This is a genomic window from Neobacillus rhizosphaerae, from assembly GCF_050477885.1.
In the GTDB taxonomy this organism is placed as follows: Bacteria; Bacillota; Bacilli; order Bacillales; family Cytobacillaceae; genus Neobacillus; species Neobacillus rhizosphaerae_A.
In genome coordinates, this window is record NZ_JBCNAC010000013.1 from 1 (window position 1) to 13,030 (window position 13,030).

Below are 13,030 nucleotides of genomic sequence, written 5' to 3' on the forward strand. Positions count from 1 at the left end.
CTGGACAATTCTCGAAGTCGCATTTTATACTTTCTTATTATGAAATAAGGGCTTGCCATTAAGATGGCAGGCCCTTTTGACTTTTTTGATGATTACGAATAGGGTATAGAGCTTTTTCTAACGTAATCACATTCTTTTCTGTAATCTCCGCTTTTCTTGGGATGGGTGTATATAAGTTGTCAGGGTCGTCCCATTCCTTCGGTAAACCAACGGGAGACTCTTTTTGCCACTGTTCAATCCATGCATCGGGTAGATTCCCTGAACAATTTGAGTTTTCTGTCATCTCGAGCCAGATGAGTGCCCATGCTCTTGGAACCACCCGCCAAATGTCATACCCACCGCCACCTACTGCAATCCATTTTCCATTGCAGTATTGATGAGCAATTTCATGAGCAATCTTTGGGATTTCACGATAAATTTTCATCGTTGCCGATAAGTGCGTTAACGGATCAAAATAATGTGAATCAGCTCCATTTTGAGTGAGTATTACATCAGGCTTAAAAAATTCAGCCACCTCTTTTATGGAGTTTGTATAGGCGTGGAGCCAGGAATCATCTTCTGTAAAAGCATCGACAGGTATGTTAAAAGAATACCCATAACCCGGTCCCTGTCCTCTTTCATTGATATTTCCGGTACCTGGAAATAAATATCGTCCGGTTTCATGAATGGAAAGGGTGCAAACATTGGGGTCGTCGTAAAAGGACCATTGGACACCATCCCCATGGTGGGCATCTGTATCTACATATAAAACACGTGCATGATATTTTTCTTGAAGGTATTTAATTGCAACCGAACTATCATTATAAACACAAAATCCAGACGCTTTTCCACGGAACCCATGGTGTAAACCACCTCCAAGGTGAAGCGCATGGAGAGACTTACCTGTCATGACCTGGTCGACTGCGGCTAAGGTACCGCCTACTAATAAGGCACTGGCCTCATGCATGTTCGGGAATATGGGTGTGTCTTCTGTACCTAATCCATAATTTTCAGCGATTTCTTTTGGAAGTTCTCCTTGTCCTGCTTTCTTAACCGCTTCTATGTAACTTCGATCATGTATAAGGGCTAACTCTTCATCCGTTGCCATCTTAGGGGGGATGATATGCTCAGGATCTAACGCATTCATCTTCTCCAACAAGTCAACGGTTAGTTTCAGCCTAAATTGGTTAAAAGGATGATGACTGCTGAATTTATAATTCAACAGTTCTTCTGAGAATACAAAGGAACACCGATCACTCATATGGAAATCCCCGGGAGGTTCGGCCATAGTACATGATGCCCGGCTAGCTTAAGATCCTGAATAAGGGCTGTTGGATTCATTGTCTGAACTCTAATGACCAGGATTTTAAAATGTTCATCGGTCTTGTCTGGATAAACAAGAACACTCAAAATGTTAGCCTTTCGATTTTTAATCACATTTGTAATGTCGCTAAGGATACCAGCGAGATTTGGAACTTTTATTTCGATTTGAGACCCCGGCTGATGGGCCCCTGTTAATTCAACCAAGGTTCGGAGTAAATCCGTTTCTGTTACGATTCCCACTAGTTTACGGTCATTAATGATGGGGATACAACTGATTTTATGTTCATAAAATAGGCCAGCCACTTCTTCAACGAAATCCAGTGGATGCCCTGTAATCATATCTCGCTCCATAATCGTCTCAAGCGGCTTTTTCAGATCTTCGGGATGCTCATTCGCATGAAAAATGGAGGGAGTTGCTTCCCTTATTTTAGCGACAGTGACTAACCCCATTAAATGTCTTTGATTATCAATGACAGGTATATGGCGTATTTTTTTTGTTTCCATTAATTTCATCGCATCAGCAATGGTGTCAGTTGGTAAAAGTGTGGCAACATCTGTTTTCATAATTTCTTCCACTATCATATCAATCACCTCAGGTCTCAAGTGAATTTCAGCTAATATTTAATACATAAACCGGTTCATAAACCGAAGACGGTCAAATTTTTGGATGGATTCCATATCGACTCTCTTGCCCATTCGAGCCATGAGACAGTTAGCTGGATGGGAGCAAATTTCCGGATCATCCGTCGCATACCATTCAAGCCCACCGGCATTCATCATTTTTTCCATTACTTTTCGATAATCCCACACATTTAGCTTGGTCCCTTTTAGATCCCAATGCCAATAGTACTCTGTAGTGATCGTAATATAATCTTCCATTGCATCATCCATCATGGAAACGATTAACAGGTTTTTTCCTACAGAGCAGCCTCTAAATTGTGGAATTACCTCGATGGCACCCAATTCAATTAAATTATCCATTTTCCCTTCAGACCATCTTTCGAGTGGATCTGGATATAAATAAGTAACGTAACCAACAATGGTGTGCTGATATCTGGCAATAATAATTCTACCTTCTGGAAGATTGGCAATACCCACTAAAGCTTTATGCTGTTGTATTGGAGGACGAAAAGCAACAAGGTCTTCGTGAAATTCATAACCTGCTAATTTATCAGATGGAATTGGGCCTTCAATAATTAAATTCCCATGAGGTGTTTTCAATTCTTTTGCATTGTATGTTTTCTTGTGTTCCATAAGGTCACCTACCTTAAAAAATCGTTAGTTAATTCTATTATACATAAAATCTAGTAAGAGAAAGCGGTTTCACTAAATTTTCTGTTTTATACAGGAGTCTTCGCGCCTTCCACTCCAATCAACATAGTTTTAAATCAATTATTTATGAATAATAATATTTAAAAAATTGTGAATAGTTCCTATTTGTACTATAATAATCTCTATAAAGCAAGAGGGGGAGATAGTAATGAAAGTGGAAGCGCTGCCAGTTGTACAAGGAGACCATAATCTAAGTAATTATGATGAAATGTACAAACAATTTGACTGGAAAGAAACAGAAAAGGCATTCTCTTGGAGTGAAACAGGACTTGTTAACTTGGCATATGAGGCCATTGACCGCCATGCAAAGACCTTCCGAAAAAATAAAATTGCTCTTTACTATCGAGACGGTTTTCGCAATGAAAAGTATACGTTTAAAGAAATGAAGGATCTCTCAAACAAAGCTGGAAATGTGTTAAAGAGTTATGGGGATGTAGAAAAAGGAGACCGTGTATTTATTTTTATGCCTCGTTCTCCAGAGCTTTACTTCACTGTTCTTGGTGCTATTAAGCTTGGAGCCATCGTTGGTCCTTTATTTGAAGCCTTTATGGAAGGCGCAGTTCGTGATCGCCTGCAGGATAGTGAAGCTAAAGTTCTTGTAACTACACCAGAATTATTGGATCGTGTACCTGTGGAAGATTTACCTGCCTTAAAGCATATTTTCCTTGTTGGAAAAAATGTGGAGGAACAGGGCAGATCCATTGACTTCCTTGGAAAATTTGAGAAGGCAAGTAAGGAACTTAAGATCGAATGGGTAGACAGAACAGATGGCTTAATTTTGCACTATACATCAGGTTCAACCGGAAAACCTAAAGGGGTATTGCATGTACATAATGCAATGATTCAGCATTATCAAACGGCAAAGTGGGTTCTTGATTTAAAAGAGGATGATGTTTACTGGTGTACTGCAGATCCAGGCTGGGTAACAGGAACGTCTTATGGTATTTTTGGACCGTGGTTAACGGGAACGTCTAATGTCATTGTCGGAGGACGTTTTAGCCCTGAAACCTGGTATCAAATGATTGAAGACTTTGGGGTTACCGTTTGGTACAGTGCCCCTACTGCCTTCCGAATGTTAATGGGTGCGGGAGATGAACTTGTAAAGAAATTTGATTTAAGCAGCCTGCGTCATATTCTCAGTGTGGGAGAACCATTGAACCCAGAAGTGGTCAAATGGGGTGTAAAGGTATTTAACCATCGCATTCATGATAACTGGTGGATGACGGAAACAGGTGCGCAACTGATCAGTAACTATCCATGTATGAAAATTAAACCTGGATCAATGGGTAAGCCGATTCCGGGCGTGCAGGCAGCAATAGTCGATAATCAAGGAAACGAATTGCCGCCATATCGAATGGGCAATCTGGCCATTAAAAAGGGCTGGCCTTCAATGATGCACACCATTTGGAATAATCCTGAGAAATTTGAATCCTACTTTATGCCAGGTGACTGGTACGTATCCGGAGATTCTGCTTATATGGATGAGGATGGCTATTTCTGGTTCCAAGGTAGGGTGGATGATGTGATTATGACATCAGGAGAGCGTGTAGGACCATTTGAAGTGGAAAGCAAGCTTGTGGAACACCCAGCAGTAGCAGAAGCAGGCGTAATTGGTAAACCTGACCCTGTACGTGGAGAAATTATTAAAGCGTTTGTTGCGCTACGTGACGGCTTTGAGGCTTCTGAAGAGCTAAAAGAGGAAATTAGGCAATTTGTCAAAAAAGGTCTAGCAGCCCATGCTGCACCAAGAGAAATTGATTTCAGAGATAAACTTCCAAAAACAAGAAGTGGTAAGATTATGCGACGCGTATTAAAGGCGTGGGAGCTTAATTTGCCAACAGGCGACCTTTCAACTATGGAAGATTAATAGAAACAAAACCCGCACCGGCATTCGGTGCGGGTTTTTTCTTATTGTACACTAGGAAATTACAAAAAGTACTAGTGTGGGTAATTGGATTTGTTATCTGAATCTAGCTCCAGCGCCTAGCCCCTCTGGGTCAAATAACCTTCGGCACGAAAAGTCTAAATGCGGACTTTTCCCGCCGAAGAACATTTGCCTGTCGGGGCTGAACGAGGCGCTTCCGCCCTTTGTTCTTTATGGTGTGGGCGTTTCTGTTGGTGCAGGAACTGTGGCACCCACCTCAACTAGATTAGACGGAGCGGATTCATTACCGGCTATATCTACTGCTGTTACATAAAATGAACCATTTCCTACCGTGTAGGAAAGACTTGAGCCGTTAATAATACTAGCTACTTTGGTCGATAACAGCCCACCTTGATATACTCGGTAGCCGACCACATCATTGTCTCCTGAGGGAGACCAAGATAATGTATTACCGGAAATACTTAAGTTAACAGCATTAGGTCTTTTTCCGTTATCCACCATTTTGGCTGTAGGTACAAGAATTTTACCCCAACGATCCTTTTGTGGAATGAGCTGGCTATAGTCTTTAAATGTTTTACCAACCATACGAGTAATAAAGTCCGGGTTTAATATTAAGCCATATTGAGCGAATTCCTTTGGAGTGGAATCCAATGCTAAATACTTTTTGCCGCTGATGGTAACATAATTTCCTTCAACTAAGCTATCGTCCACTTTCGTTGGCACATCATTCACATTAAAGTAATCACTTTCGATCAGACCAGCCTTCGAACAAGCAGATGAGGGAAGCATGCCGGAAACCGCACAATAAGAACGTTTAACGATACCACTAGGCATTTGGAATGACTCTTTAGGATTAATCAAATCAGGTTTAATTTTATAGGCTGCATTCATTAATTCAGCCCAAAGATTATTTGTTCGTTGACTATACGACATGCCTGAAATCTTTAATGATTTTGGCGTATCGTACCCTGTCCATATACCGAAGGTAATATTAGGGTTGGTGGCAACGAACCATGAATCCTTATATTCATTACCTGTTCCTGTTTTACCAGCCCAATCTGCTCTGAAATTTAATTTGCTATTAATTCCAGCTGCGGTTCCCATTTTGATAACATCGCGCATCATATCAAGTGTTAAATAAGCGGTTTGTGGTTTGAAAACATCGACAGGTGTTACATCGTGCTGATAAATCACTTTGCCGCTTTTATCTACGATTTTATCAATCATATAGGCATCGATGAACTTCCCACCGTTAGCAAATGTGCTAAACGCATTTGTATTTTCCTCAACCGTAACACCATAAATGGAACCGATAGCAGCTGACAGGTTTGTATGATCATCCTTTGTTAGTGAAGTAAAACCCATTTTTTCCAAATATTTCGCTGGGTTTTGATGAACAATTTCGGAATATACCTTAACCGCTGGAACGTTATACGATTTCGCAAGTGCATAACGTGCTGACACAATCCCACTGTAGCGGTAGTCGTAGTTTTGTGGCCAAGGCTTACTTCTACCTGGAATAAAATTCAACGCAACATTTGGTATTGGCGTTCCAGGTGCTGCTTTTCCCAATTCAATCGCTGGTCCATAGACAAGCAGCGGTTTCATGGTAGAGGCATTAGGCCGTAGAGCAGTTGTGGCATGATTCATTTGTTGGTTTTCATAGTTTCTTCCGGCAACAAAGCTGATAATCCTACCGGTTTTATTTTCGATTAATTCGGCGCCGACTTCTACAGGCTCCATCACGGTTTTTATTTCACCTGTTTCAGGATCCTTTTTTTCCTGTGCTTTAGCAGGGCCGAAGTTTTTATAATTATCCTTTACCTTTTGCATGGCATCATATATATCTTTGTTGATGGTTGTGTGAATTTCATATCCATTTTGGTGTAAATCTCGGCTTGCTAATGTTTTATATTTGTATAATAGCTGGTCATCATTTTTTAATTCTTTTTCTGTGTAGCCGTCTTTCTTTGCTAGTACAGTAGTAAGGACCTCAACAGAACGTTTTTCAATTTCATCTGTAAGAAAAGTATTTGTATGAGAATATACAGTAGGTTTGAGAAAATCCTTTCTAATATCATAGGATGATGCCTCGGCATACTGTTTTCCATCTATGTAACCACCGTCATACATTCTTTTTAAAACTGTTTTCATCCGTGTAAGACCTGGTTCTAGATTATTCTTTAAAACCGGTGTTCCATTGTCATCCCTTGTAAATGGAGTATAACCAAATGGACTTTGAGGCAGGCCGGCAATGAACGCTGCTTGTGGGAGAGTTAACTCACTTGCCTTTACGCCAAAAATTCCTTTTGCTGCTGCCTGAACACCAGCTATGTTTTGTGCAGAAGCATTTCTTCCAAATGTAGAAACATTAAGATAAGCCTCAAGGATTTCCTTTTTGTCGAAAAATTTCTCTAAACGGAGTGCAAGTAGAATTTCATTAGCTTTCCGTTGGAAGGATACCTCATTGGTTAAAAGTTGGTTCTTAATTAATTGCTGTGTTAAGGTACTTCCACCTGATTGAACAGAAGAATTCGTTACTTCCTGGAAAAGAGCACGGAAAACGGCCTTGGGAACAACCCCATTATGCTTATAGAAGTATTCATCTTCAGTCGCGACTACAGCATTAATTAAATTTTCTGAAACTTGATCCAACTTTACTTCTTCGCGTATAAGGTCACTGCGAAGTCTGCCGAGGTAAACATTATCAGCATAGTATAAATCAGATGTCTCCGTGTAATTATAAATATCCTTTTTCATACTCTCATAAGAACGGACCGGTTCATCTTTCACAAGGGAGGCAAAATACCCAGCTCCTACACCTGTTGCAAATGAACCTCCAAGAATGACAACCGTCATCACAAGGAGAAAAAGGTTCCAAACTACTTGATAAGTAATTCTTGCACTTTTTACCGTTTTTTTATGGGTAAACAAGTTGAGTATGGACTTTGCTTTTTCCATCCAGGCTTGCATTTTTTCATTCATCAATAGCATCACCTCATCTAAAATCACATACATTATAGCATATAGAAGGTATAAAAACTGACAACCTTCTACATTTTTCTGAAATTTCCAGTGGATGTTTGACATGTTACTTGAAATGTGATAAAAAAAGCTATAGTTAATTTTAATAAAAAAGCTTTGAAGGGAACCAACTGTAGTTCTTCTATCCCTGTTTCTAGAGAGTCAGCGGTGGTGCAAGTTGACACAAATAGAAGAATGAATTACCTCCTCGAGCTTTCTCTGTGAACAGACTGTTTAGTAATGGAGAACGGTTAAAACCGTTATTGTTTTCAAGTTGGAGGAATAGTATGTCCTCAAGCTGGGTGGTACCGCGTATTTTTACGTCCCTGCATTTTGCAGGGGCGTTTTTATTTTTTAATGGAGGGGATTGGAATGGATTTATTGCAGGATTTAGCCTGGAGAGGCATCGTCTACCAGCAAACGGATGAAGAAGGTTTAAAGGATTTATTAGTTAAGGAAAGTATTTCTTTATATTGTGGAGTTGACCCTACAGCTGACAGTATGCATATCGGTCATTTACTTCCGTTTTTAACCTTAAGAAGATTTCAGCAGCACGGTCATCGTCCAATTGTCCTAGTTGGCGGCGCTACAGGTCTAATTGGCGACCCTAGTGGAAAAAGTGAGGAGCGAAAGCTTTTAACTCTTGAAACGGTTCAAGACAACGTGGCGGGAATAAAAAAACAGCTTGAAACTATTTTCGAATTTGAAGGCGAAAATGGGGCGATCATGGTTAATAACTATGATTGGGCAGGTAAAATGGATGTAGTTACATTCTTGCGTGACATTGGTAAGCATATTGGTGTAAATTACATGCTTGCTAAAGACACGATTGCTTCACGACTTGAAACAGGTATTTCATTTACCGAATTTACTTATACAATATTACAGGCAATGGACTTCAATCATTTGTACGATCATCATAATTGTAAGTTACAAATTGGCGGAAGTGACCAATGGGGCAACATTACTTCAGGTTTGGAGTTAATTCGTAAAACACATACGGAAGATACAAAAGCTTTCGGTTTAACTATTCCTCTTGTTACAAAATCAGATGGTACAAAATTCGGTAAAACAGAAAGCGGGGCAGTATGGTTAGACCCAGAAAAAACAACACCATATGAATTCTACCAATTCTGGATCAACACAGCAGATGCGGATGTTGTTAGATACTTAAAGATTTTTACGTTCCTTACACACGAAGAAATTGAACAATTAGAACAAAGTGTTCAAGAAGAGCCGCATCTTCGTAAAGCACAAAAGGCATTAGCAGAAGAAATGACTCGTCTGATCCATGGAGAGGAATCTCTACAGCAGGCCATTAAGATTTCTCAAGCTTTATTCAGCGGGGATGTGAAAAACCTTTCTGCTGCTGAAATTAAGCAAGGCTTTAAAGATGTTCCTTCCTTTACTGCAAGTGAATCGGATGGAAATCTAGTGGAATTACTAGTTGCTGCAAAAATTTCTCCTTCCAAGCGTCAAGCGCGTGAAGATATCGCCAATGGAGCTGTTACTGTAAACGGTGAAAAGGTTACTGACACGGCCTATGTCCTTCAGGAAACTGATCGAATGGAAGGCCAGTTTACGATTATTAGAAGAGGGAAAAAGAAATACACATTAATTAATTATTAATAGGTAAAGGGCTTTGATGAATCAGAGCCCTTTTTCTTGAGGAGAAATATAAAAAAAATCCCCATACCAATGGTATGAGGATTTTTTTACTATTAACGAGAGTAGAACTCAACGATAAGAGATTCGTTAATTTCAGCAGGTAATTCAGAACGCTCAGGTAAGCGAGTGAAAGTACCTTCTAATTTGTCAGCATCAAATGTTAAGAAATCAGGTACGAAGTTGTTCACTTCGATTGCTTCTTTAAGAACATCAAGGTTGCGTGACTTTTCACGAACGCTGATAGTTTGACCAGCAGTTACACGGTAAGATGGGATATCTACGCGTGATCCATTAACTAGGATATGACCGTGGTTAACTAATTGGCGAGCTGCACGACGAGTGCGAGCAAGACCTAAACGGTAAACAACGTTATCAAGACGTGATTCTAATAACGCCATGAAGTTTTCACCGTGAATACCAGCTAATTTGCCAGCTTTTACGAAAAGAGTACGGAATTGGCGCTCGTTAACACCATACATGTGACGAAGCTTTTGCTTCTCTTGTAATTGTAATCCGTATTCAGAAATCTTTTTGCGTTGGTTTGGACCATGTTGTCCAGGAGCGTAAGGACGCTTTTCTAATTCTTTACCTGTGCCGCTTAGAGAGATTCCAAGACGACGAGATAATTTCCAGCTTGGGCCAGTATATCGAGCCATGAATGACTCCTCCTTAGTGTTTTTATTTTGGTAAAATAAAAACCGGTATGAGACTCTTTGATAGCCATTTTGTTTTCATGCACCTTCGCCCTAGCAGCTAAGGGTTACAAGATACACCATCAAATGAAAGAACAAAAACTCTCATGAGGAACAAAATGAGACTATTCAAGTGTTCACATAGGCTGCAATATTTTACACAAAGAGTATTATATTATTTTTATTCCTCTAAAGTCAAGTATATTTTTGTTAACCCAGAGTTCGAGGAATGACATTCAAACAGAATCGTAAAAAAAATTAATAAATTATTCAAAAAAAGTATATCAATTGCTTACGTATTTTAACTATAATTAGGGTGCGATGTATATATTTGGGATTTTTGATAATGAGGAGATTTAATATTTTGGATATAGTTGATTTTAGAAAATTATATGAAATAGCAGAAAAGCTACATTCGTTTTTAGATGAAGAAGGTCTACTGAGCGAACTATTGGTTATTCTTAAAGAAGAATATCCAAACTTTTCATATTTCCTGTTATTGTCACAGACTACCTACAAACATAGCGACCTCCCAGTCATTGACCTGGAATATGATAGTGAAAATATTGTAGCAACAAATGCATATTTATCTGGTATTGTTCAATATGAGTTTTCTCATACGGAAAAGAGTACCATTCTTTATGCACCTTTAAAAGGCAAGCAGGGGGTTTATGGGGTGTTACAGATTATTGCACCTAATTCTCAGGATATTCCGACTAAAGAAGTGGAATTTATGACCTTGTTGGCAGAAAGTGCAGGAGCGGCTCTCGAAAATGCCCACCACTATCAGCAGTCAAGAAAGACCATCTTAGAGCTTCAATTAATTAACGAAACTTCCTATCGTTTGAATTCTAACCTGCCATTAGCTGATACATTGTCATTTATGGTAGAACAAATTAAATCTTCCTTTAATGCACAAGAGGTTGGTTTCTTTTTAGGCTCTACTGAGATAGCCAAGGTCAAAATACTCCCTGGTTCCACACCCTTCTTTTTTTTAACAACTGCTCAAACCTATATAGATTACATAAAAGGAAAATTAAATAAAGAAAATGCTCCACTATTATTTGGGGATATTAGTCTTCCACTTGCCAATCCGAGTACATGCTTTCATTCTATAATTGTTGTACCATTAGTACTTGGTAAGAATTTAAAAGGGTTTTCGATAATCATGCATGAAAAACCCTATTTCTTTTCTTTTGAGACATTTCAACTTCTTCAGACATTAGTACATCATTTATCACTTTCCCTAACCAACTCCATGTTGAGAGAGGAACTTAAAAAATTAGTTACCACAGATCATCTGACAAAGCTCCATTCACGTAAATTTTTAGATGAAAAAATCCAGTCTTCAATGAATAAAGATAACGAAGGCACTTTTATACTTATTGATATTGATAATTTCAAGAAAATTAATGATACCTACGGTCATCAAATAGGCGATGAAATACTCATTCAAGTCGCAAATTTCATTAAAGGAAATATCAGGGGGAATGATGTGGGGGCACGCTGGGGCGGAGAAGAACTCGCCATCTATCTTCCCAAAGTTCCTTTAGCGGCGGGAGCGGCTATCGCTGAAAGATTAGTGAAAAAGGTATCTGAGAATTCTAATCCACACATTACTGTGTCATGTGGTGTTTCTTATTGGAATAGGGAAGAACCTGATACGTATCAATATCTGTTTAAAAGAGCAGATGAAGCTTTGTATCATGCAAAAGGGACAGGGAAAAACAAAGTAGTTACACAAAGTGATAATAGTAAGGCAAGTTAGGGGCTGCATCATGGCAGATTCAGCCTCTTAACGATTTTGCCCTATTCATCATATTCTATAAGAAATAATGGTAGCGCTTACAATTAGGAGGAGTCCATATTGAAAGATAAAAAACCGCGGTTTGAAACAGAAGTCATTCATTTTGGCTATCATCCCGAAGAACATCAAGGAAGCTTAGTTCCCCCGTTATATCAAACATCCACCTTTACCTTTGAGAGTGCCGAGCAAGGGGAAAAAAGGTTTGCCGGGAAAGAAGAGGGATATATTTATTCAAGATTAGGGAATCCCACCGCAAAAATTCTGGAAGACAGAATGGCTGCACTTGAAAAGGGGGAAGCCGCTTTAGCTTTTTCGTCAGGCATGGCGGCCGTGAGTGCAGTGTTAATTGCTTTAACAAAATCGGGTGACCACATTCTATGCTCTCAGGGTGTTTATGGTTGTACATTTGGATTACTCGAATTATTACAGGAGAAATATCATATTGAACATGATTTTTCATTAATGGATAAAAGAGAGACCATTGAAAATCAAATCAAACCAAATACAGCCTGTATCTATATCGAGACTCCCATTAACCCAACTATGAAGCTGGTTGATCTTCAAATGGTTGCAGATGTAGCGAAAGAAAAGGGGATTCCAATAATAGTGGACAATACGTTTTGCTCTCCTTATTTACAAACTCCAATTACAAATGGCTGCGATATTGTCATTCACAGTGCAACAAAATATATTTGTGGACATGGCGATGTTATTGCTGGAATCGTTGTTGGAGGAAGAGAGATTATTAACCAAATTTCAAGGACAACGCAAAAGGATATAGGGGGAATTATCTCGCCATTCGATGCGTGGCTTTTATTAAGGGGGTTAAAATCGCTTCCGATACGGATGGATCGCCATTGTGAAAATACAACTTTTCTATTTGAATTTCTTAAACAACATCCAAAGGTAGATGCTATTTATTATCCTGGGGATTCAGAGCACCCCGATTACGCAATAATGAAAAAACAAATGAAAAAACCAGGGGGACTTATATCATTTTCGATTAAGGGAACGAAGGAAACGGCTCAAATGTTTATGAATCAGCTCAACTTAATCAAAATTGCGGTAAGTCTTGGAGATGCAGAGACATTAATTCAACATCCGGCTACAATGACACATGCTGTTGTTCCGGACGAGGAGCGGTTAAAAATGGGGATTGATCAAACCTTGCTTCGTCTTTCAGTGGGCCTTGAAGCCTGGGAAGATATTAAAGAGGATTTAGAGCAGGCATTTGATAAAATCTAAAAAAACTCGCCTTAGCGAGTTTTTGTTTTTGTTTAAAAAATTATAAAAAGGTCCTAGTGTGGATAACTGAACTAG

At 39.2% G+C, this 13,030-nt stretch carries 9 protein-coding genes and 1 other annotated feature; of the genes, 4 read left to right on the forward strand and 5 right to left on the reverse strand.

The genetic code is table 11. The features are described from left to right. Nucleotides 1-58: 58 nt before the first annotated feature. The 3 genes from ABES03_RS01640 to ABES03_RS01650 are packed head-to-tail and all read right to left on the reverse strand — an operon-like array spanning nt 59 to nt 2,556. The gene (locus tag ABES03_RS01640) at nt 59-1,240 is read right to left on the reverse strand and encodes an acetoin utilization protein AcuC (protein ID WP_430114584.1); all 1,182 of its coding nucleotides are present in this window, start codon (nt 1,238-1,240) and stop codon (nt 59-61) included. Continuing rightward, entirely contained in the window at nt 1,237-1,884 is a 648-nt protein-coding gene (locus tag ABES03_RS01645; RefSeq protein WP_430114586.1) for an acetoin utilization AcuB family protein, read from the reverse strand. Before ABES03_RS01645 ends, ABES03_RS01640 begins: the two co-directional genes overlap by 4 nt. 39 nt (nt 1,885-1,923) lie before the next feature. Then, nucleotides 1,924-2,556 carry a GNAT family N-acetyltransferase gene (locus tag ABES03_RS01650; RefSeq protein ID WP_430114588.1) on the reverse strand — a complete coding sequence of 211 codons (633 nt, stop codon included), beginning with the start codon at nt 2,554-2,556 and terminating at the stop codon, nt 1,924-1,926. 226 nt (nt 2,557-2,782) lie between these two features. On the opposite strand from ABES03_RS01650, the gene acsA reads away from it, so the two are divergent. Next, nucleotides 2,783-4,501 (forward strand): acetate--CoA ligase, encoded by a 1,719-nt coding sequence (gene acsA, locus ABES03_RS01655; RefSeq protein WP_430114589.1) that lies wholly within the window; start codon nt 2,783-2,785, stop codon nt 4,499-4,501. Nucleotides 4,502-4,729: 228 nt separating this feature from the next. On the opposite strand, the gene ABES03_RS01660 is transcribed toward acsA, so the two are convergent. Further along, on the reverse strand, nt 4,730-7,651 hold the full coding sequence (locus tag ABES03_RS01660; protein WP_430114600.1) for a transglycosylase domain-containing protein: 2,922 nt from the start codon (nt 7,649-7,651) through the stop codon (nt 4,730-4,732). Next, nucleotides 7,652-7,874, forward strand: a binding site (T-box leader). Between the two features lie 41 nt (nt 7,875-7,915). Here ABES03_RS01660 and tyrS point away from each other — a divergent pair. Next, nucleotides 7,916-9,172 (forward strand): tyrosine--tRNA ligase, encoded by a 1,257-nt coding sequence (gene tyrS, locus ABES03_RS01665; RefSeq protein WP_430114591.1) that lies wholly within the window; start codon nt 7,916-7,918, stop codon nt 9,170-9,172. 92 nt (nt 9,173-9,264) lie between these two features. On the opposite strand, the gene rpsD is transcribed toward tyrS, so the two are convergent. Further along, the gene (gene rpsD / locus ABES03_RS01670; RefSeq protein WP_430114592.1) at nt 9,265-9,867 is read right to left on the reverse strand and encodes a 30S ribosomal protein S4; all 603 of its coding nucleotides are present in this window, start codon (nt 9,865-9,867) and stop codon (nt 9,265-9,267) included. A 400-nt stretch (nt 9,868-10,267) separates the two neighbouring features. On the opposite strand from rpsD, the gene ABES03_RS01675 reads away from it, so the two are divergent. Together ABES03_RS01675 and megL are read left to right on the forward strand one after the other, a co-directional pair. Next, nucleotides 10,268-11,671: a diguanylate cyclase domain-containing protein gene (locus tag ABES03_RS01675; protein ID WP_430114595.1), complete on the forward strand. Its 1,404-nt coding sequence runs from the start codon at nt 10,268-10,270 to the stop codon at nt 11,669-11,671. Between the two features lie 99 nt (nt 11,672-11,770). Next, nucleotides 11,771-12,955 carry a methionine gamma-lyase gene (gene megL / locus ABES03_RS01680; protein WP_430114598.1) on the forward strand — a complete coding sequence of 395 codons (1,185 nt, stop codon included), beginning with the start codon at nt 11,771-11,773 and terminating at the stop codon, nt 12,953-12,955. The last annotated feature ends 75 nt before the right edge of the window (nt 12,956-13,030 follow it).

What these genes read in the sequence shown, in the direction of transcription:
- ABES03_RS01650 (WP_430114588.1), bottom strand. Translation starts at nt 2,556, where the DNA reads ATGGAACACAAGAAAACATACAATGCAAAAGAATTGAAAACACCTCAT.
- acsA (WP_430114589.1), top strand. Translation starts at nt 2,783, where the DNA reads ATGAAAGTGGAAGCGCTGCCAGTTGTACAAGGAGACCATAATCTAAGT.
- ABES03_RS01645 (WP_430114586.1), bottom strand. Translation starts at nt 1,884, where the DNA reads ATGATAGTGGAAGAAATTATGAAAACAGATGTTGCCACACTTTTACCA.
- ABES03_RS01640 (WP_430114584.1), bottom strand. Translation starts at nt 1,240, where the DNA reads ATGAGTGATCGGTGTTCCTTTGTATTCTCAGAAGAACTGTTGAATTAT.
- rpsD (WP_430114592.1), bottom strand. Translation starts at nt 9,867, where the DNA reads ATGGCTCGATATACTGGCCCAAGCTGGAAATTATCTCGTCGTCTTGGA.
- tyrS (WP_430114591.1), top strand. Translation starts at nt 7,916, where the DNA reads ATGGATTTATTGCAGGATTTAGCCTGGAGAGGCATCGTCTACCAGCAA.